At 40.7% G+C, this 23,873-nt stretch carries 19 protein-coding genes; 13 read left to right on the plus strand and 6 right to left on the minus strand.

What is annotated here, in order from left to right; all coding sequences use genetic code 11:
* The first annotated feature begins 212 nt into the window (after positions 1–212).
* The 4 genes from HOP08_05550 to HOP08_05565 all read left to right on the plus strand — a co-directional run bounded on the left by HOP08_05550 (position 213) and on the right by HOP08_05565 (position 2,604).
* A complete protein-coding gene (locus HOP08_05550; GenBank protein NOT74374.1) occupies positions 213–602 on the plus strand; it encodes a DoxX family protein in 390 nt (129 codons plus the stop codon).
* Between the two features lie 81 nt (positions 603–683).
* On the plus strand, positions 684–1,265 hold the full coding sequence (locus tag HOP08_05555) for a Crp/Fnr family transcriptional regulator (protein ID NOT74375.1): 582 nt from the start codon (positions 684–686) through the stop codon (positions 1,263–1,265).
* A gap of 95 nt (positions 1,266–1,360) precedes the next feature.
* Entirely contained in the window at positions 1,361–1,726 is a 366-nt protein-coding gene (locus HOP08_05560) for a DUF4406 domain-containing protein (GenBank protein ID NOT74376.1), read from the plus strand.
* A gap of 578 nt (positions 1,727–2,304) precedes the next feature.
* Positions 2,305–2,604: a hypothetical protein gene (locus HOP08_05565; GenBank protein NOT74377.1), complete on the plus strand. Its 300-nt coding sequence runs from the start codon at positions 2,305–2,307 to the stop codon at positions 2,602–2,604.
* A gap of 4 nt (positions 2,605–2,608) precedes the next feature.
* Here HOP08_05565 and HOP08_05570 read toward each other — a convergent pair whose 3' ends face one another.
* A complete protein-coding gene (locus HOP08_05570) occupies positions 2,609–3,760 on the minus strand; it encodes a DUF1624 domain-containing protein (protein NOT74378.1) in 1,152 nt (383 codons plus the stop codon).
* Between the two features lie 419 nt (positions 3,761–4,179).
* Here HOP08_05570 and HOP08_05575 point away from each other — a divergent pair, with 419 nt between their 5' ends.
* Positions 4,180–5,214 carry a hypothetical protein gene (locus tag HOP08_05575; GenBank protein ID NOT74379.1) on the plus strand — a complete coding sequence of 345 codons (1,035 nt, stop codon included), beginning with the start codon at positions 4,180–4,182 and terminating at the stop codon, positions 5,212–5,214.
* On the opposite strand, the gene HOP08_05580 is transcribed toward HOP08_05575, so the two are convergent.
* Together HOP08_05580 and HOP08_05585 are read right to left on the minus strand one after the other, a co-directional pair.
* On the minus strand, positions 5,215–5,679 hold the full coding sequence (locus tag HOP08_05580; protein ID NOT74380.1) for a RidA family protein: 465 nt from the start codon (positions 5,677–5,679) through the stop codon (positions 5,215–5,217). It lies immediately after the preceding gene.
* Complete coding sequence (locus HOP08_05585; GenBank protein NOT74381.1) at positions 5,669–6,805, minus strand: hypothetical protein; 1,137 nt, start codon at positions 6,803–6,805, stop codon at positions 5,669–5,671. Before HOP08_05585 ends, HOP08_05580 begins: the two co-directional genes overlap by 11 nt.
* A gap of 169 nt (positions 6,806–6,974) precedes the next feature.
* Between HOP08_05585 and HOP08_05590 the strand changes: the two genes are divergently transcribed.
* Together HOP08_05590 and HOP08_05595 are read left to right on the plus strand one after the other, a co-directional pair.
* On the plus strand, positions 6,975–7,706 hold the full coding sequence (locus tag HOP08_05590; protein ID NOT74382.1) for a DNA alkylation repair protein: 732 nt from the start codon (positions 6,975–6,977) through the stop codon (positions 7,704–7,706).
* Between the two features lie 64 nt (positions 7,707–7,770).
* On the plus strand, positions 7,771–8,304 hold the full coding sequence (locus HOP08_05595; GenBank protein ID NOT74383.1) for a hypothetical protein: 534 nt from the start codon (positions 7,771–7,773) through the stop codon (positions 8,302–8,304).
* A 79-nt stretch (positions 8,305–8,383) separates the two neighbouring features.
* On the opposite strand, the gene HOP08_05600 is transcribed toward HOP08_05595, so the two are convergent.
* Entirely contained in the window at positions 8,384–8,953 is a 570-nt protein-coding gene (locus HOP08_05600; GenBank protein ID NOT74384.1) for a DUF4142 domain-containing protein, read from the minus strand.
* 322 nt (positions 8,954–9,275) lie between these two features.
* Between HOP08_05600 and HOP08_05605 the strand changes: the two genes are divergently transcribed.
* The 6 genes from HOP08_05605 to HOP08_05630 all read left to right on the plus strand — a co-directional run bounded on the left by HOP08_05605 (position 9,276) and on the right by HOP08_05630 (position 18,023).
* Positions 9,276–9,815 carry a pyridoxamine 5'-phosphate oxidase family protein gene (locus tag HOP08_05605; GenBank protein NOT74385.1) on the plus strand — a complete coding sequence of 180 codons (540 nt, stop codon included), beginning with the start codon at positions 9,276–9,278 and terminating at the stop codon, positions 9,813–9,815.
* 505 nt (positions 9,816–10,320) lie between these two features.
* The gene (locus tag HOP08_05610; GenBank protein NOT74386.1) at positions 10,321–12,642 is read left to right on the plus strand and encodes a TonB-dependent receptor; all 2,322 of its coding nucleotides are present in this window, start codon (positions 10,321–10,323) and stop codon (positions 12,640–12,642) included.
* A gap of 20 nt (positions 12,643–12,662) precedes the next feature.
* Complete coding sequence (locus HOP08_05615; GenBank protein NOT74387.1) at positions 12,663–13,319, plus strand: hypothetical protein; 657 nt, start codon at positions 12,663–12,665, stop codon at positions 13,317–13,319.
* 134 nt (positions 13,320–13,453) lie between these two features.
* Positions 13,454–14,479: a hypothetical protein gene (locus tag HOP08_05620; protein ID NOT74388.1), complete on the plus strand. Its 1,026-nt coding sequence runs from the start codon at positions 13,454–13,456 to the stop codon at positions 14,477–14,479.
* Positions 14,439–16,736 carry a hypothetical protein gene (locus HOP08_05625; GenBank protein ID NOT74389.1) on the plus strand — a complete coding sequence of 766 codons (2,298 nt, stop codon included), beginning with the start codon at positions 14,439–14,441 and terminating at the stop codon, positions 16,734–16,736. The genes HOP08_05620 and HOP08_05625 overlap by 41 nt, the downstream gene beginning before the upstream one ends.
* An 81-nt stretch (positions 16,737–16,817) precedes the next feature.
* Positions 16,818–18,023 carry an exo-alpha-sialidase gene (locus tag HOP08_05630; protein NOT74390.1) on the plus strand — a complete coding sequence of 402 codons (1,206 nt, stop codon included), beginning with the start codon at positions 16,818–16,820 and terminating at the stop codon, positions 18,021–18,023.
* Positions 18,024–18,065: 42 nt separating this feature from the next.
* Here HOP08_05630 and HOP08_05635 read toward each other — a convergent pair whose 3' ends face one another.
* A complete protein-coding gene (locus HOP08_05635; protein NOT74391.1) occupies positions 18,066–20,453 on the minus strand; it encodes an FtsX-like permease family protein in 2,388 nt (795 codons plus the stop codon).
* Positions 20,454–20,570: 117 nt separating this feature from the next.
* Complete coding sequence (locus HOP08_05640) at positions 20,571–23,768, minus strand: hypothetical protein (protein NOT74392.1); 3,198 nt, start codon at positions 23,766–23,768, stop codon at positions 20,571–20,573.
* Positions 23,769–23,873 lie beyond the last annotated feature (105 nt).

Below are 23,873 nucleotides of genomic sequence, written 5' to 3' on the forward strand. Positions count from 1 at the left end.
TGATTTAGTTAGTTTGGGTAGTTAGAGGTTGGGTTTGTGCAGTTGGTTGGATCGCGACAATGTGAGGGGGTGATTGCGTCAAGGGCGGGTATTGTGTAAATACTTTGTCGGAATCAGCACCATACATTGTCGCTTTATTGTATCAGGATATCCTGTGTTACAGGTAGATTTGTATTGTTAATCAGAAAACAAACAATAACCAATACTAACCTATGGAAAACTCATCTCAACCTATCTCTGGAAAGGCACTCTGGACAGGCCGCATCATCTGTGGATTACTTATTCTTTTTCTCCTGCTTGATTCTATCATGAAAATCATAATGCATCCTGAAGCTGTTAAAGGATCATTAAATCTTGGCTGGCCGGAGCAAGCCATTCAACCCATTGGAATCGTTTTATTAATCAGCACTATACTTTATGCAATTCCCAGAACAGCGATTATTGGAGCAATACTATTGACAGGGTACCTGGGTGGTGCAATCTCCATCATGGTCAGAGTATCTGAGCCCTACTATTTTCCATTGATCTTCGGAATACTTACCTGGGTCGGACTAGGTCTTATTAATACGAAGCTTCGGGGAGTATTTTCTTCCAAAAGCTGATCGTGCAGGAACAGAAACTGAGAAGCCGGACTTACCTCCGGCTTTTTTTATATCTCATACATTAGTTTACTAAATTGTGACATGACTGATCACTCCCTGATCCTAAAAAATATCCGTAAGCACATAGAGCTTGATAAAAAAGAGCTTGAATTTTTCACCTCTCTCCTCTCAGGAAGAGAAGTTCTCAAAAAGGAAATGATCCTCGAGGAAGGAAAGGATTGCAATTATCTTCACTATGTCCATAGCGGTGCATTTCGTGCATATGCTCTTGATCAAAATGCTAATGAGAGGATAGTGATGTTTGCTCTCAATGACTGGTGGGTCACCGACATGCATGCCTTTGTTAATGAAAAGCCTTCAATGCTGAACATACAAGCCATGGAGGATAGCACCATTCTTCAATTACGAAAGTCTGATCTGGAAAAATTATACAAGGGTGTTCCCAAGTTTGAAAGGTTTTTCAGAGTGCTTATGCAAAATTCCTACATCCGCGAACAAATGCGGGTGATTCAAAACCTAACGATTCCGGCTGAAGAGAGATACATTAACTTTATTGCCAAATATCCTCAGGTGGTACAGCGCGCTCCCCTAAAACAGATCGCTTCGTACCTGGGAGTAACACCTCAGTTCCTGAGTGTGATACGGGCGCGCAAGAGGAAATAAAATTGCATTTTACAAGCCGTAAGTTTTATTAATCTACATTAACTCTTGCCACCAGCGTCTCAATTACTTTTGTCATGTAAACAAACTCGCACATCATGCTTATCCTTATTGCAGGGCCATATCGAAGTGGAACAAATGATCAACCGGAATTAATGGAGAAAAATTTAAGGCAACTGGAAGAAGTTGCCCTGCCTCTATTTCGCGCGGGGCATATTCCAATGATCGGTGAATGGGTTGCGTTACCACTCATGCGCGTTGGAGGAATGAAGAGAATCGGTGATGATGTTTATAATGAAGTTGCCTATCCAGTTGCTGAAAGATTACTTACAAAGTGTGATGCCGTTCTCCGCCTTGAAGGTGAATCAAAGGGTGCTGATGAGGATGTCAGAATTGCAAAAGAGAGAGGCTTAAAAGTCTTTTATAAGCTGGAGGATATCCTTAGAGAAAACAAATCTCTGTGAGGGCTTTGATCCAGTTCTGAGATAGATGCCTGATGTCATAAACCCACGGGTTACGATACTCAGTTCAGGGATACATTTGGGAGGGTTACCTAAGCAGTACTATGTTCCGACTATGTTCTAACTATGTTCCAACTAGGTTCCGACTATGTTCTTACTAGGTTCTAACTATGTTCCGACTATGTTGAAACTAGGTTCAGAAAGAGCTGATTTCTGGCAATTTCAATTCAGATCCACTTTCAAAACACTCAAATTACATTCCAAAACAAGCAAATTTCACAATCCCCTCTAATTTTTATAGAAAGCTATGAAGTTGGGAATAGAAAATATTCATGTTTAGTTAATCTTTGAGGAACACGGATTAGAGTCAACGGACCCATATCCCAATCAAATCGGCGCGGAAATTTTTCTACATTGTTTAATTGTGAATAAATTTTGTGGATAGAATTGCTAATTGCCTTGGTTCTAAGATCAAAACTGCACTCCCGGTTTTAGTTCTCATTTAATCCATTCTGATTAAAAACAGACCAAATGCTTTCAATGGCACAATTTTTCTGTCAATAAATTAAAACAATCCCATTATGAAAAAGATCTTAATCGTTGCAATCTTCGGTCTTTTGATCAGCGCCTCCACTCTAAAAGCTCAAGACACAACTCGCATAAAGCAAAATGAGACACTTGCAGGGTGGACAAAAGTAAAATCTTCGGAAGTACCTGCAGCATTGCGTCAGGAGTTATCCAAGGCAGTATATAGTGGATGGGAAAATTCTACTCTTTACAGAAATGCATCCTCTGACAAATATTTTGTAAAGATCAAGAATGAAAATGGCCAGACATCCACCTATTACTTTGACGCCAGTGGAAAGCCAACAAAGCCTTAATTACCTATAGATATTTGACCCACGTAACATCTTTATTCTTCGCCTTATACTCTCCATACCATTTGCATACAGGGTATAAGAAAATAACAACACACATCCATATTAAGTAAATCATTCCCAGACCCACACCACTGGCGACATCTTTTGGTCGCCCGAAAGTAGATGCACTGAAATCAAAGTCTGTCCAGGCAAATCCCTGAATGAAAAGCACTCCTAATAAAATGATGTGAATCAAATAGAAATGCACGATGAAATAAAACAGTGGAACCTTTCCAAAAACTGTGACAGCTCGCGTCAATCCATTATTGACATCATCGGTAAAGGCAAAAAGCATGAACATGATGCCAAGCATCAGCAAGACAAATAACAGTGAAGGCGGATACTTGGTAACATTGATAAACGAAAGAAACGTAAACCAGAAATCCTTCTGAGAAGTCCATGGATTATCTCCATAAACATTTATGATTCTAAGAATTATAAAAACCATAAGGAAAGAGAGCCCAACTTTTAAGAACAATCCTCTCCTGATCAGGAAAGGTGAATCAAAAAAGTTTCCACACGAAAAACCTATCAGCATAATTCCCAGCCAGGGGATTGGCGGATAACCTATTATAAGGAGTGTTTGTTGTGTGATCGGGAAAGCCGCAGGTCCGAACAAGGGAGAAATAATATTTCTCAATGGAAAATCCGGAGCCAGCGATAAAAGATTGTGACCAAAGACAATGATCAATCCAATCGCGCCTACCATCCTGGGAGAAGCTTTTAATAACATTGCCAGAGCCAGAAGTCCGAAGCCAATTGCCCCAATTACCAGAAATGAAAAAATATGGAAACGAATATCAAACCATAATCCGAATGTTACGATCGTGAGCTCTACAATGATAAGCCACACTCCTCTTTTAAGTAAAAATGAGCGGGTCTCTTCCAATCCACTTTTTTGCAGATACAGAAATACAGAAGCACCTGAAAGAAAAACAAAAGTTGGAGCGCATAGGTGGGTAATCCACCGCGTTAAAAACATAATGATGGAGGTACTGGATAGATCGGTTGGATTCTGGGTCAAGGAATCAACATGAATAAGATCGCGGGTATGATCGAGTGCCATGATGATCATGACAAACCCCCGGACGAAATCGATGCTGCTGATCCTGTTCATATTTTATTCTTCAGGGCACATTCCTGTAAAATAAAAATTAGTACGCACTAATCAAGGCTAAATTCCGTCAGCGGAAATTAGAATTTCTCCTGAAACCTATTCTACAGTCGTTCCGAGGTAAAAATTTACAAGAAGCTTTTGATTTTTTTGCAGGGTTTACCTGCACTTCCTCTACTAACTGGGACATGGATTTTTGTAGGTCTGGCATCTTAGCTTATAGGTACCAGGGTCAACAATAATCTGGTAATAACCCAAACCATTAGCATTTGCAGTATTACTGGAATTGTCTATCCACACCTCCGCATCTGGCACATACATATCCGGATCATGATTATAATAGACACGGATTTTGATGATCACCGAATATATACAATTAACATCTATCACGATGAATCTCAAGATTAACTTTTCTTTAATGGTTGGGTCAAGTGTATCTTACAGCATTTATGTCAGGACAGAAAGTTGTTTTTATTCTATTGCTTATTGCAGGAGGTGCCCGGGCACAAAATTCCGATTCCCTGACGCACGGAAAATTTCTCACTATGGTCAATTTCAACAGAGATCAAAGCTATGTGAGTTTTGGCAGTGGGCTCGGTAATCAGCGCCCTTTAATCTTTGAAGGAAAGCTTTCTCCTTCTTATTTCGTATCAAGCCGACAGAAGAATTGGGCGATGGTGATGAATCCTCAAGTGCAGATCAGAATGCTTGATGAGAAGTCTGTTCCGATCCAGGTACCCAGTTATCGGTTCTATCTCACTTACTACCATAGCATTAAATTCTGGAAGAATTCATTTTTATCCAAAATCTTATACGAGGACGCGATCTGGTTTGCTTCAATATCGCATCACTCAAACGGCCAAAGTGGAAGCTTTTACTCCAACGACACTACTAAAACTATTGACCTGATCTCTGGTAATTTTTCTGTCAACTTTATCCAACTTGGAACTTCGACTTTCACACTTAATCCACTTAGTACAGATTATTTTTCTTTAAAGGAAGTTAAAGTCTATACTGAAATATACCCTTCGAGCTGGGCTGACACCAATCTCAATAAGAATTATGGGTTCTACAGACTGTTTGGGTCACTGGGATTTGCAGGACCATTTCGCAAAGAGAAGAAAGACTGGCTGAATCGCTGGCTTCAGAATTCAAGCATCGAGTTGAAGGGTGGTTGGATCTTTGGACAATACCGGGGATATGACCCTGTTGACATCGATAAAAGATTTATTCTCGACGTTAGTTATAAATACTATCCACCATGGTTTGATGAAGTGGCCTTCTTTGTGAGATTTTATAAAGGCCAGGATTATTACAATATCTATTATGAAAAGCAATTGATGAATTGCACCATTGGCATCACTTCAAATACTATTAAGCTTTCTAATGCAATTAAATACCTGGGAAACAGGAAATTGAAGATTCAAAAATTGAAAACGGGCAACGAAGGAGAATGATTATTTTAATCTCGCAATCATTTCTATTTCAACAAGAAAATCAGGATTTACAAGAGAATAAACTCCCACCAGAGTACTGGCGGGAGGATTACTATCAACATTAATATAATTCTTCCGGACCTCACGCAGGATCACTACATCTTCAGGCTTGCAGTTCACAACATAATAATTTGTCTTGATAACATCTTCAAATGTTAAGCCTGCTGAAGCAAGACAAGTTTTCAGATTTTCAAAAACCTGGATTAATTGTGTCCTTAAATCCCCTTTTCCAATGACTTCACCTTTTGTATTCACTGATACCTGTCCCGAGATATAAACAGTGCCTCCTGAAACCACGACATGACTGAAGCCATTGGGCTTATTAACTCCTTCAGGATTGATAAACCTTTTCTCCTTTCCTTGTGAAAAAGCAGCAAACGAACAAAGTCCGATAACAATAAAAGCCCGAATGAATTTAGTCGACATCAACGTGGTTGACAGGAATAAGATTGACATTAAATTTCTTAACAATCATGTTCATAATGGGATCATTCTTGATCTTTAAGAGAATGCGGGACGTTTGCTGAGCATCATATCCCATAACCATCTGATCGGTAAGTCCCAGATGCTTCACCGCATAGAAAAATCCTGCAATCACATATGGACCGAATGGAGTGTATGGAATATCAAATGAACTGCCGGTCATATTGAAAACAGTATTAGGCATATAATCTCCCTTATTATCAATTCCCTTCTTCTTTAAATAAAATTCAGCAGCAAGATTTCTTGAAGATTGTCTTGGATCGGTCATGCACAATAATCCCGCCATCGGCTTTTGCTTTTGAGATTGATTGATCAGCAACTCTCTTTTGGTACGCTCGTTGAGTGAGTGATTGCGGATATATAACTGGACTGAATCCCAGAACGGAACTGCCGGATCACCGTCATCAACCCTGATAAGAGAGTGGATAGAGTAATCCATGATACCACAGGTAATTTTTATGTCCAGTACTTTTAATTCAGAATCATTGTCGATTGCTTTTTCCAGCAATGTCCGCTGATGGCGTGGATGTGTCCTTAAAAGATCGATACTGAATATCCAGTCACCGGCAAGATATCCGTCATAGGCATAGTGCTCCTTTAGCAGCAGCTTGATCTTTGTGTCATTGTCGATGACAACATTTACACCCTCCAGTTCGATTTCCGGTTTCTCCTCCACAATCATTTTTTCGATTTCAATACCCACTGCAGAGGCCCCTAACATACCACAGTTAAGAGGCGATCCCTGAACCACGTGAAGATCATGGACGTGACTAACGTAGTCATCATTAGAATCTTCCGTAAGGTGAGCATGGGTTTGAATGTGCACAAAATAATTTATGGGCATCTCACCGGATATAGTTCGCTGAGCCTGCTCAACCGTTCTCTTGATATCCATTACTACGTCTGGGGTAACAAAAGAACCAGCAGCACGAACAACATGATACTCTATATCGATTCCTCTTCCTTCGAATTCGTTGGTAATGGTTTCGACAGCATCGAGCTGTACCTGACTCAGGTCACGGGCGTCAGCGCAGCCAATAAGGATATGAACTTGCTTTTCAGTAAACATGATGTGGGGTTTAAAGTAGGAGGCACAAAATAAATATTTGAAAACGAAAAGCGAAATGTTTTTTGTCCAAATGACCTCTTTTAATACCCCTGAAAATTCCTTACGCACTTTGAAATGGGTTTTGAGCATTCCTGGGAATGGATTCATAACTTTATTACAAATAGTCCTTATGAAACAACACCTCCTCCATGATGAGATATTAAAACTGATCAGGAAAAATTCAGGTAAGCCGACACAACACACCTTTCTGGATAGCTATCTGGGCAACTCTCATCCACGTTATCCTATCAATGCGCCGACATTAAGAAAAATATCAAAGGACTGGATGAAGGCTCATCGCGATCTGTCAACTGAAAATTTTCAAAAGCTTCTTCTGAGTCTTGTTAAGGGCAAATCATCGACAGAGAAAGTGATGGTAGGCGCATTGCTGGATGACTCAACGCTGGAGCAAAGAAGATTCAATCCGGAAGTGTTTGATCAATTTTTAGATCACCTGGAAGGTTGGGCAGAAGTTGATTCAGTTTGCACTGGCGCTTATACGAAAACGGAAATCCCACGGGACTGGAAGCACTGGAAGAAACTTCTTACACAATTTTCTAAGAGCAAGAACATTCAGAAACGCAGAGCATCGCTTGTATTTCTATGCTCTCCTATCAGAATAGAAAAGAATGCCGAGCTTCTGCGGATAGCACTCAAAAATATTGACAAGCTTAAAGCTGAAAAAGAAATTCTGATCACAAAAGCCATTTCGTGGCTGTTGAGAAGTGCAGTGACCAAACATTCGGAGGAAATCAGAGAATATTTATTGTTTAATAAGGAGACCTTACCAAAGATTGCGGTTCGGGAAACAATAGCAAAGCTGGAGACAGGAAGGAAGACAAAGAAATTAAGAATGAGCTAAGAGTTAAACATAAACTTTCACAAGCAATAATATCAGTATCTTTAAGAGAATAGATTTAAAAAACATGAAAAAATTAATTGTTCTATGTTGCATTGCCGGAGCAATGATTGGCTGCAATGGAAAAAAGCAAGAAGCAAAACGCATTGCCGATAGTATTCGGATGGATAGCCTTGCAAGAGCAACGGAGCCAGCTATCTCCACACTGGCTTTTGGAACGTTGCCCGGCTATAGCGCAAAAAATACAGTTGCCTTAGCTGATTCTGTCAATTTCTTTTTATTGATGAATCAGGAAGACGTTGACAGCAAGTTTACACTCGATCAGACGAATGCCAGCGAACTAGACAAGCCTGATTTCGTTATCAACTTCAATATTGGGGTTGTTTGTCAACCAACACAACTAGCCACAACCATTACAATTGACAAGGTAGAGGTGGCCGCCGATATCAATGTTTATATCAACATTGAACATGGAGAAAAGCTACAATCAACAACGAAGCCTGCTTTTGTATTTGCTATCGAAAAACGTGACGGGTATCAGAATATTCAGTTTTTCGTAAATGGAAAACCCGATAAAGCATTCTTCCTGACGGGTCTTTAGGATTCAAATATTCAATAAAAAATAAGGGTGGCATCTTACGACGCCGCCCTTTTTCTTTTGGCAACAGTATGCCAAAATACTATTTCATCTTATCTACGATTTCTTCTGTCTGCTTGGCCATTTCAAGATGATGCTCAATGATGGCAACTTTTCCTGTAGCCCAGGCTTTCAGGTCTGCATCCTTTCCATCAGCGGCTTCCTTCTTAAAAAGATCTAAAACATCTTTATGACCCTTTACCATCAAATCGGTATAAGCGTCATCAAAATCTTTACCCGTCTTCTTAGCAAGGGCATCATAATTACCCTGAGCATTATTGCTCAAGTAAGCTGGCAACGTAATATTCTTTGAAGCAGCTGCGTCCGTCAGCTCAGCATTAGCCTTTGAATGCTCTTCAATCATCATTTTAGCGAATGATTTTACTTCACTTGAATATCCATTGGTTTGAGCAAGTTCACCTGCTTTCACTTCGAACATTCCCGCATCAGCAGCGCTTACCGCAAATTCTGTGTCTCCTTCAATTTTTGTATCGTCGAATTTCTTCTCATTCTGATCTTCTGCTGCTTCTTTGCTGTCGTCCTTCTTTGGACCGCAGGCAGCGAGACTTAGTATAAAGCCAAGTATTGCAAATTTTACTAATAAGGTTTTCATGGTTTGTCTGGTTTATGATTTTTCAAAAGGATCAAAAAATTATACCGCTGTAGCCAGAGTCAAATCATAATTCGTATAACCTTGTTTTAAGTTTAAAATGAATGATTCCGTGGAGAAAATTCCCCGCAGAATCTATAATAAAATATAATTATTAATGAAAGTATATATCTAAAGCAGATTTTTGTTTAGGAGATCCATCCACTCTATGACATTGTTAAGAGTATCATTAAACACAAATAACTTTAAGGGGTCATTAACGAATTCCGAATTTACATGGCATATGATTGGCTATCCTGAATTAAAGATTTAAAATCTAAAGATTATGGATAGCATCAATAAAGAACAGGAAGAAGATAACTTCAAAGACCTTCATGGAAAAGAGGCCACAGAAAAAATTCAGGAATTAGTTAACAAAGCAGGCTCATGCCTTTTTTGTAGTAAAATCACTACGAAAAAATCATTTTCCACCCGGCCAATGTCGGTTCAGAAAATTGATGAGCATGCCAATTTATGGTTCCTGAGTGCAAAAGACAGTCATAAGAACGCTGAAATAAAAGAAGACCATACAGTACAGCTTCTCTTTCAGGGATCCTCTTATTCCGATTTCCTCTCTCTTTATGGAAAAGCTTCTATCAGTACAGATAAATCAAAGATCAAGGAATTATGGCAACCGATCCTGAAGACATGGTTTACAGAAGGCATCGATGATCCACGCATCACTGTGATCAAAGTAAAACCTATTGATGGCTATTATTGGGATACAAAGCACAACATGATTGTGGGGCTTGTTAAAAGAATGGCCGGAGCAATCATTGGAAAAACTCTTGACGATTCTATTGAAGGAAATATTAGCATGAAATAATTGCTGTTAAAAACCGCTTATTTCATTATGATTCCGGTTATAGAACATCGTGCAACATAGTTGCATAAATCATGACCCTCCTTATCTTTGTACATAAGCCATGAAAAACCCGCTTTACTATATAATTTTCCATGTTGTCCTGGCGGGACTTCTATTATTCAATCAGGTTGGCTTAAATTTTATTCACGATCGTCACGACGCTCATGAAAATCAGATTAAGCAAAGTGCTTCAGCTGAACTTCACAAGCACAACAATCATTGTAAGGTTTGCTCCTTAGAAACTCTTTTTAATTTATCGTTACCACCTGCTGAAGAATTCCATTTTTCAAACTTTCAGCAAACCCTTCTCGCAAATACTTCTTGCGAAGAGATTACACTAACACTCTCACATAGCAGAGACCGGGCACCTCCCGTCATCTAACACCGATTTTTTCGGACCTGATCCAGATCAATATGCACTTGCCTTTCGGCAAACCTGCATCCTTTACATTTTGTAAGCTTTGTGATGAACTCTTTTATAAGAATACTTTCATTGTTCATGATTGTTTCATTCGGTCTGAATGCACAATCGAACTGCAATTTAAAATTCAGCGGCCAGGTTCTGGATGGCGAAAGCAAGCAGCCCCTACCATTTGCCAATATTCTTATTAAGGAGATTTCCAGAGGATCCGTTGCATCCGATCTGGGAAAATTCACAATTGAGTCCCTTTGTACAGGCACCTACACTGTCGAATGTTCTTTCATTGGATATGAAACCGTTACATACCGTGTTGATCTGAGTATCAACACAGATCACAATTTTATACTGTCAGCAGAAACAAAAACGATGAATGCGATTGTAGTGAAAGGTGAAAAGGATGATAACAAACCCTTGATCTCACAGCCAAAGTCAGAAATAAAAGGCGAAGATCTCGTAAAAGTAAGAGGAGAATCATTGGGTGAAGCACTCAAAAGTGTAACAGGTGTGTACGCGTTGCAATCAGGTCCGACCATTTTCAAACCTGTAATCCACGGAATGCACAGTAATCGCATTCTCATTTTTAATAATGGCGTGCGACAAGAGGGTCAGCAATGGGGATCTGAGCATGCTCCTGAAATAGATCCATTTGTAGCAACAAAGCTATCTGTTATCAAAGGTGCCGCAAGCATACGCTATGGTTCTGATGCAATCGGCGGAGTGATTCTGGTAGAACCATCAGAACTTCCTGACAGCCCGGGCATCAGTGGCGAAGTCAATGTTGTTGGGTCAACGAATAATGGAATGGGTGTTGTATCGGGAATTGTTCAGGGCGCATTTGATAAAAAACTGAGTGGACTTAGCTGGAGACTCCAGGGAACCTATCGCAGGGCAGGAAATTCAAAAACTCCCGGATACTACATTGAGAACTCAGGTTTTGAAGAGGCGAATTTTTCATCTGCACTTGCTTATAGAAAAAGCAATTATGGAGGAGAGATTTACTATAGCCAATTCAATACCCGGCTGGGTATCTTTTCAGGGACACATGCTGAGTCGATTTCTGATTTGAAGGCTGCCATCGAACGACCACAGCCCCTTACTCCATCCTATTTCAGTTATCAGATTGATCGACCCTATCAGCAAGTTCAGCACGATTTGTTTAAGGGAAGCATCTTCAGAATATTCAAAAATGAAAGCAGGATTGATGCAGTATTTGCGCGGCAGGAGGATGTGCGATCAGAATATGATTACGTTCCGTTGACCGGAAGGTTGAATCCTGAACTCTATCTGAAATTAGTTTCCCATACCCTGGATCTTATTTACAAGCACAAAGCTTTTAACAGATATTCAGGAACAGTAGGATTTAATGGACTGACACAGGGAAATGTACGTCAGTATGAAATGCTGATTCCCAACTTCCGTAACTACGGTGGTGGGCTATTCTACATTGGCAAGTGGACCTCCGATCGATTGACACTGGAGGCAGGAGCCCGATATGATTACCGATGGCTGCGAGCTTACACCATAGACAATAACACCGCACAAGTAGTTACACCGACATGGGAATTTCACAATGTTACAGGAACAATCGGGTCTCAATACTATATCCGACCCAATCTTTCCTGGACTGCAAATGTCGGAACGGCATGGCGGGCGCCTACGATCAATGAATTGATGTCAAGGGGCGTGCATCAAAGTGCGATCTCTTATGAGATTGGAAATGCCAACCTTCGTTCTGAAAGGGCGTATAATTTATCTACCTCCCTACATTACGAAAGTGCCCGGTGGCATGCAGAGCTCGGAGTTTATAACAACATCATTGATGGTTATATTTATTTAAAGCCAAATCTGCAATTCATTCATACCGTGAGGGGATCCTATCCTACTTTCAACTATACTCAGGTAGACGCAAGGTTCAGTGGTATTGATCTCTCTGCAACATATCATCTGACGGACTCATTGAGCATTACGTCAAAAGCTTCATTACTATACGCATGGAACCGTACGATCAACGATTATTTGCAATTGATTCCGGCCAACCGTTTTGAAAACACCTTGCGATATGGTTTTGGGAATCATGGAAGCTTCAGGCAACTGTATGCAAGCGTTACTAATGTCTATGTCATGCGGCAGGAAAGAGTGCCGGCCAATAGTGATTATCTGTTGCCACCACCGGATTACATGCTGATAAATGCAAATGCAGGGTTTTCAATTCCTGTTGGCAGACAATTGATGAGCGTAAGCTTTTCGGTAAACAATCTACTTAATCTCGCCTATCGGGATTACATGGATAGATTCCGGTATTTTACAAATGAGCCGGGATCAAACTATACAATCAAAGTTCGTATCCCTTTTGGAAAAACTATTTAACGAAAAAAAAAGAAACTAATATGAGCAATTTTAAAAATAAATATTTCATCATTATCCTGATCATAATAACATTTTCATGTAATCATGATGAGCAGAATGTCGTTCCTGTAATTGACAATGAGGCACTCACAACTGTTATCGTGGAACTTGTAAATGTTAACGACGCAAGTGATAAGCCGACCGCACAATGGGAACAGTTATTTGATAACAATGGAAACCCGCAACCTGTCGACATAAGTCAGGCGAATATTATTCTCAAGCCTAATTCAACTTACAATGCAACATTGACATTACTTGACAAGACGCAAAGCCCTGCATTTATCGTATCTGACGAAGTAAAGGAAAGAGAGAATTATCATCTTGTTTTTTATCAACCCTTAAGAACAAGTCAGTCGTTGATAATTCCTAATGATCCAAATGACCCGGATGATATTTATCCTGAGCCTATTCCAACACCAATACCAGCTGGGAATAATCTCAATCTTTCGATAACAATAACGGATCATGACACCAATGTGCCACAACTACCTTTGGGGCTTGATTCAAAATTTGTAACAGGCACGGCCAGTACAGGATGGTTACGGATTGTCCTTCGCCACCAACCTAATGGAAAAGACGGATCCTATGCTCCCGGAGAAACAGATCTGGATGTAGGTTTCACTGTTACAATACAATAAAAAAATAGAATAGCCTTGATCTATTCAGGGCTATTCTACACGTTCATCATTGGACTTTTGGCTCACTCCACAATCTTGAAGGAAAGGCAGATTCACCGAAAATAAATTATTAACTTCATGCCTTGCCTCTTCAAATGCGTCGAAAAATCTTCACACCTCTCTTTATTCTGGCTCTTTTTATCTCCTCTTGTGGAAAAAAGAACGAAACCATAACACGCTCTTTTTATTATTGGAAAAGTGGATTTTCCCTTGGTACAGATGGTAACCGCCTGCTCAATGAACTCGGAGTAAAGAAGCTTTATGTCAAGTTTTTTGACGTCGACATCTATGAGGAGGATGCTTATCCCAGATCAACACTGCATGTTTTGGATACTATCCCAGCAGGAATAGAGATCGTTCCGGTAGTGTTCCTTACGAATGCAACATTGAAAGGAACAAGTGACTATGCCCTGAAGGATCTTGCTGTGAAGATCGTAAGGAAGATCAAAGGAATTCAGAATTGCTTTACATCTATCACTCCGATTAAAGAGATCCAATTCGATTGTGATTGGTCAGAGGAAACAAAGGACAATTATTTTTCCCTTTTGAATAAAATCCAGGGCGAATTCACTGAACCGATTATGGTCACCGCCACCATCCGTCTGCATCAGGTAAAATACTTTCATGCTACCGGAGTTCCTCCTGTAAAAAGAGGAACACTCATGTTCTATAATATGGGAGACATTGACGATATGAACGGTGAAAGTTCAATTTTTAATGTGAAAGATGCGTCGCGCTATCTTGTCAATTTTGATCAGTATCCTTTACCCCTGGACATTGCATTACCCGTATTTTCCTGGGCCATCGTTTACCGGGAAGGAAAAATTCTTGGAATTATAAATGACTTTGGAGACGATCTCACTAACAACGGAGCACTGACGATGGTGAAAGAGAATCTTTATAAGGTCGATAAAACTATCCGCTATCACGACATGACGCTTATCAATGGCGATCATGTAAAGGTCGAAAGGTCTGGTACCGAAGAAGCATTATCTGCCGCTGGACTTATCAAACCTTACCTTGCCAAGGACTCCATCACCGTAACACTGTTTGACTTCGATTATAAAAATCTTTCCAAATATGAAACTCAGTCGATTGAAAAGATCTTTACTCGTTTTTAGCAGCCTCGCACTGGCACTCCTGCCACCTCAGATTTCTGACGCGTGCTGGGGTGGTGACGAAGAAACCGAACCGTACACCATCGTCTTTGGAAGAAATTTCTTTGCGCCCAAGCAACCCAAAAAGTTTGAACTCTTCAGTGACGTTCTTTTCAACTTCGATGAAAATGCAAAGGACGATCATCAGAAGAATGTAATAGAATGGCAGAGTTTCCTTCCCGGAGTTTCTGAAGAGACTGCCAGAAGACTTGTTTACGATGCCAGTTCCCAGGAATTAGCAGCACTTCATAAAAATTTATCAGATAAGAATTATCCTGATGAGATAACCAAAGCATTGTCAACGGTAGACTGGCAGAACGTTCTCTCCTATCTGATCTTTGTTCGCAAGTGTCAGCCTTATGTAAACGAATTTGACGACTGGGCTGGATGCTTTGAGAAGGGTGACGTATTCAACACTCTTTTTCAGGAAGGTGAAGCCATTGCCGAGCACGCAACCACTGATTTCATGAAAGTGAGGATTGGTTATCAGCTTTGTCGCCTGGCTCATTACATGAATGAGTTCGGTCGCTGTTCAGGGTATTATAATAAATATGTCTCACCTCTAACACCCCAAAGTATCATTTACTACTGGGCAATGGCTCACTATGCAGCAGCATTGAAAGCGGAAGGTCGTTTTCCTGAGTCTCAATTTCATTACGCACAAGTGTACAGGCATTGCTCAAGCAAGCGGATCAGTACTTTCCACAGTTTGTATTATGATGACATAGACTCAGCATTGACTTTATGCAAAGATCCAGCTGACAAAATATCTCTCTATGCTCTGAATAACCTTGAGAATGGCTCCAACAGTATTCAAAATCTCCAATCAATCTATGAGCTTGATCCACGTTCACCCGAACTTGAAGTCTTGTTATACAGAGAAATTTATAAAGAAGAAATGGGCGACCATTGGTCTGAGACCAGTGATTCGTCAAATAATATCAAATGGCTTTTGACCTTTACAGAAAAAGCAATTGCCAATGATCAGATGTATCGTCCCTACATATGGCATCTCTCAGCAGGATACCTCGCTTTTCTGAACAAATCATTTGACAAAGCCCGTGAGCATTACTCTCTGGTAAAGGCAACACCCGGCACGAATGTTACCTTTCTCAAACAGTACGTCACCTTGCTGGAGGTTTTATTAAAAGCTGCTGAAGTCAAAAGTATCAACGAACCTTTTGAAGAATCCCTTCATCGATATCTGGCTGCTATGGCAGCAGTTCAGGAAGGAAGTGAACTTTATGAAACATCATCACGGATTTCTCAGTACACCTACCAACTGCTCTATTCTGCTTATATGAAACAAGGAGATGTTGTGAAGGCTGAATTGGTAGCCCCTCATTTCTTTGATCCATACAGTTCAGTACCGAAGAGTATATTTCTTCATCCAGATACCGCTTCGGTAATGGGATTGATCCGATTCATTGATCGCCCTGATCTCAGCAATTTTGAAAAGTTTCTGTTAGCCAAATTGCCTTACAAGAAGCCTGATCTTCTGGAATTGCAAGGCAAACTTCTTTTCAGAATGGGAAATCTTAAAGAAGCAATTTCATTCTTTGATCAGAGTGGTCTCGCACATGGAGCCAGTGGCGATCCTTTTGGAACACACATCAATGATTGCGTCACCTGCGAAGAAGATCATGAGTATGTCACATCAAAGGATCTTGCAATGAAAATGCTTGATTATGAGAAACGGGCTACCAATGAACCTGGCAAAGCCACCGATTACTATTTTCTATTAGGCAATGCCTGGTATAACTGCACACTATATGGACCAACATGGCAGCATCTGGCCTACACCCGACCCATCGGAGCATTTGGTTCGACAGAAGATTTTTTTGAAGGCTTCTGGAAAGATGGCAAATTGGACACAGCAGGAATTGCTATTGCTATCATGGATAATCAGACATACACCTATAACGATACACCAGAAAAATTACCAGGATATTTTTATGACTGTACTAAAGCGTCAGAATATTATAGGAAAGCAATGAAAGCCTCAAAAGACATCGAGTTTAAAGCGAAGTGCACATTCATGCTTGCCAAATGTGAAGAGAACGAACGCTATTTAAAAAGAGCACTTCCCGGAACTGCACTTGGAAGCCATACCTATTATGGAAAACTTTACAGCGAATACGGTAAGACAAAATTCTATGCAGAGGTTATTCAGGAGTGTTCCTATGTAAGGAATTACAAGGAACTGAGAGAAGTGAATTGATCAGATATCTGCCAAGGAACCCTGATTGCTATTTAATATGCTATTGTTCTGAAAAATTCAGGAATTACTTTTGGCATTCCTATGAGAAAAAGCCTGCTCCCGTTTTTAAGCATCATCATTTTTCAATGCTCTCCTATTCAAAATAAAGAAGTCTCTGTTCATTCAATGGAAATACTCAACTCACCGACTGAGGTGGGAAGCGCTGAACCATCGCTGGTGACAGGCAAAAACGGAGAAGTATTTCTTTCCTGGACGCATCAAAAGAATGATACTGCGTATTTGAAGTTTTCCTCTCTCTCAGGAGATCAGTGGAGCAGTCCTCAGATAATAGGCTCGGGCACCAACTGGTTTGTTAATTGGGCAGACTATCCAACAATAGCAGTCAATGATCAAAATTTCGCTGCGAATTTTCTGGTGCGGAACGGCCAAAGCGCTTATGCTTATGATGCTGTCGTCTCTACTTCCGTTGATAAAGGGGAACATTGGACTGTCTCCACTCCAATTAATGACGACAGGAAAGAGGCCGAACACGGATTTGTATCCATCATTCCTTACAAAGAGAACTTCTTCGTTACCTGGCTTGATGGCAGGAACACGGTCATGGAGGGAATGGAAAACATGGAAGGTCACGAAGGCCACCATGGATCAATGAGTATTCGCGCTGCAATCATTGATAAGAATAACAAAAAAGTAAGTGAATGGGAGCTTGATAACAAAACGTGCGACTGTTGTCAGACGAGTAGTGCGATGACAAATGCCGGGCCCATCGTCGTCTACCGCGACCGATCCCATCAGGAAATTCGTGACATCTCTATCGTCAGACTTATTGATGGCAAATGGACTGTTCCAAAACCTGTCTCACAGGACAACTGGAAGATCAATGGATGTCCTGTAAATGGACCTCGCGTGGTTGCTTCAGGAGATGATGTAGTGGTAGCGTGGTACACCGGCGCTCAGGATTCCACTCAAGTGAAAATATCCTTTTCTGCCGACGGTGGCGCAACCTTCGGAAAGGCAATTTTAATAAATGAGAAGCAAGCCATCGGGCGCGTTGATATTGAAATGCTCAGTAAAGAGTTAATAATGATCTGCTGGATGGAGGACGAAAAGATTAAGGCGGCAAAAGTTCATGCTGATGGAACCAAAGAAGCAACGATTATCATTGCATCCTCATCTTCTGCACGGTCCAGTGGATTCCCTCAAATGACAAAATCAGGAGATCATCTGATTTTTGCCTGGACAGACGAAGCATCAAATAATATCAAACTAATGCGGATAAAAATATAGTCACATATGAAGCCTTTGTGGTTCTAAGCTTCATTAAATTGACTATTCATCCCGAAGGCTATCCACCGGATTCATAGTAGCAATACTGAATACTTTATAGCCTATTGTAGCAAATGATACTGCAAACATGAGGATGACCGACACAACGAATGTCATGGTGTTCACACTCTGATAATATTTCCAGATAGTACTCATAATAGCATTGCACCATGCATAGCCTGCCCATGCTCCCAGTAATGATGCAACAGCAAGGATGATAACAAACTCTTTGTTTATAGTTGTCATGATACTTGAGACTGAAGCTCCGACAATTTTACGAATTCCAATTTCCTTCATCCGGCGAATCATATTGAGAGACACTAAAGTATAGAGTCCTGTTGCAGATAATAACATCGCAATAACTCCTAGAAAAGTATATCCATAAACGATGCTCATGTTCAGTGTGTTTGCCTGCTGTGTTACAGAAGACAATAAGTATCCATTGTATAACCTATTTGGGAATATTTTATTCCATTGATCATTCATGAAAATATTCATAGAGGATAGCTTATCCTCATCGGCGCTGACAACCAACTGTGTGTACTGATCTGGTAACACATAGCGGATCATCATCGGTTCCATTTCATACCAGAGCCCTCTTGTATAAACATCCTTAACCACTCCTACTACATATAACTTTACTGAATCCTTCCAGATAATTTCCTTTCCAAGAGGCTTATCCCAACCAAAGAGTTCCACCATATTCTGAGTTACAATGATCGATTCATTGCGATCCGTCTCAGAGTTCTTGGTAAAATCACGACCCTCAACAAGTTTGAGATCCATGGTGTTTAAATAATTATCTCCCACCTGAATAATGTCAACTTCCGATTGTGAGGATTGGTACTTTACTGGCTCGTGCGAACGATTAGAGAAGATGCCACTTCTTGCCCCGGCTATTGAGGTAATCACAGGATTTTGCTGCAATGCATTTCTATAGGCATTAAATTCAGTTTCACCATTGACATAGGTGACAACAGAGCCACGCACATCGAAACCAAGATCATACTGTTGCTGGTAGTGGGCGTTATGCAGGAATCCAAAAGCACTTACAATTGCTATCAGTGAAATTGTGAATTGCAATCCAAGAAGTGATCGTGTAAAATAATTGGTTCCTCCCAACTGCAGCTTGCCTTTGAGAATGCTTACCGGTTTAAACTTGCTGATATAAAAAGCAGGATAGCTTCCGGCCACAATTCCTGTAAACAGCAAGACAAGTATCAAAAATATTATGAACCGCGGAGCATCGAGATAATGAGGAGTGATCTGAATGTTATTCGCGGTCATCAGATTCCATCCCTCTGCCAGCAAATCGGCCATGCCCAATCCCAGTATTAATGCCAGGAAACAGATGGTTGTGGTCTCGCTTAAAAACTGAACGATCAACTGGATGCGTTGTGAACCCATCACTTTGCGAATGCCTATTTCCTTTATTCTTCTTGAAGAAATGGCAATGGCAGTATTGGTCAGGTTAAAGCATGATATTAATAATACCAGCACACTCATTATAATGGATCCGATAATGGCAGACAAAGGAGGTGCATCGGCTGTAACTGATTTAACACTTTCATCCCGGTCACGATGTGCCATGGTGGTCAATGGGTCCAGTGTAAACTCTTTTACCTGAAAATCCTCACGCACTTTATTGTTATTAACGATATACTGCTGGAGTTGCTTGTGAACTACTCCGACACGCGTTGCATCATTGATCTGAACAAATAAAGAAACATCCCTCCTCCAATCTTCTTCCCTTATCCCAGCATATTCTTCCTTATAATTATCAAACTGCATAAACGATGATCCATCTCTCTTTCGAAAGCTTGAATTCATTGGTTGTTCCTCAAATACACCTGCAATCCTTACTTCCTTTAACTCTTTTCCGTAAACCTGTGTAATTGTTTTTCCCAAGGCTTCCTTTGGTGAATTGAACAAGCGAACTGCCATGGTCTCGCTCAGAAATACGCTGCTCTTGTCATTCAAATCATTTGGATTACCAACGATAAACTTAAAAGTGAACATCTTAAAGAATGCCTGATCAACATAGGAGAGATTGGAAGCAAAAAGATCCTCCTTGAGCTTAAAGTTTGATCCTGAAGAGACATATCGGGTTGAATTTTCAACATCAGGGAAATTCTTCGCGATTACTTCACGTAATGGCAATGGAGCGTAACCAAATCGCGTCAAAGACTTGTCAAATTCCCTAACGGAACTAACCCTGTAAAGCTCTTTGCTATTTTGGTGTGAAGCGTCAAAAGTTGCATCATACTCGTAGGCAAAATAACCAATGATACAACAGGCGATAGCAACGCCCATACCCAACACATTGATGATGATGAACACCTTGTTCTTCATCATGCTGCGGAAGGTTATCAGGAAGTAGTTTCGGATCATGAACCTGTATTGGCCAAATATGTGCCAGAGGTAATACCATCGAAATTAGCCTACATTAGAGAGATTCTCGTTCAGGAACGGTCGATGGTGACCGGAACCGACCAATTTGAGATTCACCTACTTCTTGTTCTTTGCAAGCACCACCTTAAAGTTCTCCGGCTTTCCCGATACTTTAAGATTCATAAAACTGATCTTCTTCTCCTTGTCAATATGTTCGATCTCATCAATCTGATTCACATCCACTTCTTCAGATTTGCCGCCGAACAAAGCATTCATTCCTACTTTCGTAACAAGCTTCAACGGAACACGGATGTAATACTCCATGCTAAGATCCAGCGATTGCTTACCCGACATCTCAATATACCCCAATGATGAATTGATGTTCATGGATGGAATGCTCAAAGTCTCATTAGAGAATGAAAGCTTATTCTGAAGCGTGTCAAATCTGATATTGCGAAGATTCTTGTCCTTGAAATAGTTCGACATAGCCTGCATCGGCGCGAAATCAACAAGGCTTCCCTGGTAAATGCGTATATCCAATTCAGCTTTTGCTTTGCTTATAATCGGAACAAAGTTCGGATGAACCTGGAAATAACTTTTAATTTGTCCACTTAGAATTCCTTTGATGTTTTTGTTGATAGTGAGATCCTGACCATAGTGATCCAGCTTCACCATCATCTTTTCAAGATCTATATTGTCCATTTTGATAGTGCTTCTGAAATATATTTTCGCAGTATCCGTACCATTCAGCTGTCCATTCATTCTTAGACCGCCTCCCGCTACCTGCATGGAAAGAGTGTCAATGTAGATCTGATGATCCTCCTGCATTCGCGAGCGCATGGAAACATCTTTAAGCCACAGCTTATTAAACTTTAGCTTTTCGACATTCACCTCAACATTAAGATCAGCAAAGGGTATAGCAAAAATATTGAAGGCCTTGGCATGAACAGATGAATCCTTCTTTACCACCGGCTTCAACTTTGCTAAGGAATCTGCTTTTCTTTGTGGTAATCGTGTAGCAGATGCTGTATACTCATTCAATTCATCCACATCAAGGAACTTAGAGGCCAATCTGAAATAGTTGTCCCGCCTCTTGAATTTTTTATCTGCTCCTGTGAAAAAATAAAGATTGACATCGAAATCGCTCTTACCGATCGTGCCCACCAGCGTATCAATGATCACAACCCTGTTTCCATACTTTATGTTACCATGAATATCCTTGAGCTTGAAGTTGTGATTCTTTAAATCCCCCGTGATATTCGCAATATGTGTTTTAGAGAATTTAAAAACAGTATCATAACGAAGTTCAGATTTGGCACGGAGCCATACATTGTTCGCTTCTTCCCTGCGATATCCTTTCGGAATATACTTGCGACTAACGGGGCCCAGCACATCTGCCAATGAAAATCGATTTGACTTGAAATCAAAAGCGATCTCGGTCTTGCCTTTTTTTATCTTCTGAAACCATAGCTGATAATTTCTGATGCGTCCGCTGAATTTAAAGTCAGACTGGTCGATCATACCGGTAAAATTTCTTAGTCGTAATGTATCCTCGTTGATAGTAAGGGTTGCCCCCAGATCCTTGAAGACGTGCGGATATGTTTTAAAGGAAGCCCGCAGATCTTTTATTTCCAGCTTTCCCTTGGGTAGCGGAGCAGGATGCAACAACTGCTCAACCGATGTTTCCATGGAAAGTCTGACATTAAAATTCCTGATCTCTTCATCTGCCTTCCGGGCAAGTGCGGTATCACTCGCCAGCAACTCCTTAAACATGATCTTTTTGCTGCTCACATTCACCGTAACCGTTACTGCCTTCTTTGTATTTTTTACGAAGGCCTGTATATCACTAAGTGTTCCACTCAGGCGCAGATCCGATTCACCGATACGAAGGGTTGCAGAATCCAACGTTACTTTTCCATCTTTCATTTCTGCATGAACATTCATGTTGCGGACCGGAAGTGGATAACCCGGTATTCGAAAAGAAAGATTCTCCACTACAAGCTTACTCTGAATACCTTCTTTAAGCTTATTAAGAGATTGTTCCGGCAACTGGATGTTGGAGAGATCCTTGAAGTCCATATCGAGCTTGATCTTTCCTGTAGTCTGCTTCAGATCAGGAATCCCCAGGAACTCACCCAAAAACTTTAGCTCAAGCTCTGATCTTATCTGAACCAACGTTTTGGGATCAGTAAAATCATGCATGATGAAATTCCCTTCAAAGATTCCCTTCTCAGGACGTGCGCTCACATTCGTAAGATGCAGTTCGGAAGTACGAAGTGAGTGCTCAGCGCCGTTGGTATAGTATCCCTTGAAGCCAAGCTTGTCTACTTTCCGATCTGCCGATGTATTAATAAACCACGCATCCTCACAACCAAAAGATACTTCTATCAATGGAAGTTTGCCATTTGATAATTCACCGGATACAATCCCATTGAAATAAATCCGGCCGTCGTAACGAAACGGTTTAAGGATCTTCTTTGCATCACCCGGAAGAAAGGCTGCAAGAAGATTCATATCAGGCTTATCACCATTGACAAGGAAGTCGATGCTTGCGGGTTGGCCCAGTTGTGCAGAGCCTTGTACGATGAATGATGCATCCTGAAGCTTAAAATTACCCTTGGATATGATGATCTTCTGTTCATCCATTTTATAACCGGCATTCATATCCAGTGTGATCTTCTTATGTCTGAAAAACGTTGTGTCGCCCGGACTTTTGAAATCCACTTCCATCTCACTTTGCAATTCGGTGGCAAGGTGCTTTCCTTCCAAAGCAAAAGAAGCAGTGAGTTCTGTAATATGTGAACGCGTCGATGTTCCGTTTGTATGATCGAGCAGTGCCACTCTGAAATCATTGAACACTGCTTTGTCGAGGTTTAGTCGGAACTGCGTTGTATCCGCGTCTGTTGCCTGCAGGCTATCATGTTGAGTTTCAATTGCCGAAAGGATGTTGAATTTTCCATTAACATCCAGCACCATATTCAGATCACCGCCATGAATTGAAAAACTCCTGATGTGATAATTCTTTTTTAGAATATCGGATATGCTGAACCCCAGATACAGGCGGTCAATACCAACGATCGGAGTTCCCTTTGATTTATCCTGAAATAGTTTTGTCTGCTCCAGGACTATGGAGACGTATGGAAAGTGCTTAAAAAGAGAGAAGTCACTTTCCTGGATTGTAATCTCTCCTTTGATCTTCTGATTTACTTTACTGACAGCATAGTTTACCAGACGCTGATGCTCGGCGTTGATAAGGATGTATCCAACCCCTGCCAGCACAATAATTGAAGTGATTAAAATGAGAAGTGGCTTCAAAACCCACTTTTTCAGACCTGCTCGCATTTATTAATAATAGGGGTATAGAATACTGAAATCACAATTATTCTGCCACAAATCTAATTTTTAAACCTGATTTTCCCC

This window comes from Cyclobacteriaceae bacterium, assembly GCA_013141055.1.
Lineage (GTDB): Bacteria > Bacteroidota > Bacteroidia > Cytophagales > Cyclobacteriaceae > ELB16-189.

Bases quoted from the DNA above. Each gene is read 5' to 3' on its own strand.
- HOP08_05550 (NOT74374.1), top strand. From the start codon at position 213: ATGGAAAACTCATCTCAACCTATCTCTGGAAAGGCACTCTGGACAGGC.
- HOP08_05555 (NOT74375.1), top strand. From the start codon at position 684: ATGACTGATCACTCCCTGATCCTAAAAAATATCCGTAAGCACATAGAG.
- HOP08_05560 (NOT74376.1), top strand. From the start codon at position 1,361: ATGCTTATCCTTATTGCAGGGCCATATCGAAGTGGAACAAATGATCAA.
- HOP08_05565 (NOT74377.1), top strand. From the start codon at position 2,305: ATGAAAAAGATCTTAATCGTTGCAATCTTCGGTCTTTTGATCAGCGCC.
- HOP08_05570 (NOT74378.1), bottom strand. From the start codon at position 3,760: ATGAACAGGATCAGCAGCATCGATTTCGTCCGGGGGTTTGTCATGATC.
- HOP08_05580 (NOT74380.1), bottom strand. From the start codon at position 5,679: ATGTCGACTAAATTCATTCGGGCTTTTATTGTTATCGGACTTTGTTCG.
- HOP08_05585 (NOT74381.1), bottom strand. From the start codon at position 6,805: ATGTTTACTGAAAAGCAAGTTCATATCCTTATTGGCTGCGCTGACGCC.
- HOP08_05590 (NOT74382.1), top strand. From the start codon at position 6,975: ATGAAACAACACCTCCTCCATGATGAGATATTAAAACTGATCAGGAAA.
- HOP08_05595 (NOT74383.1), top strand. From the start codon at position 7,771: ATGAAAAAATTAATTGTTCTATGTTGCATTGCCGGAGCAATGATTGGC.
- HOP08_05600 (NOT74384.1), bottom strand. From the start codon at position 8,953: ATGAAAACCTTATTAGTAAAATTTGCAATACTTGGCTTTATACTAAGT.
- HOP08_05605 (NOT74385.1), top strand. From the start codon at position 9,276: ATGGATAGCATCAATAAAGAACAGGAAGAAGATAACTTCAAAGACCTT.
- HOP08_05610 (NOT74386.1), top strand. From the start codon at position 10,321: ATGAACTCTTTTATAAGAATACTTTCATTGTTCATGATTGTTTCATTC.
- HOP08_05615 (NOT74387.1), top strand. From the start codon at position 12,663: ATGAGCAATTTTAAAAATAAATATTTCATCATTATCCTGATCATAATA.
- HOP08_05620 (NOT74388.1), top strand. From the start codon at position 13,454: ATGCGTCGAAAAATCTTCACACCTCTCTTTATTCTGGCTCTTTTTATC.
- HOP08_05625 (NOT74389.1), top strand. From the start codon at position 14,439: ATGAAACTCAGTCGATTGAAAAGATCTTTACTCGTTTTTAGCAGCCTC.
- HOP08_05630 (NOT74390.1), top strand. From the start codon at position 16,818: ATGAGAAAAAGCCTGCTCCCGTTTTTAAGCATCATCATTTTTCAATGC.
- HOP08_05635 (NOT74391.1), bottom strand. From the start codon at position 20,453: ATGATCCGAAACTACTTCCTGATAACCTTCCGCAGCATGATGAAGAAC.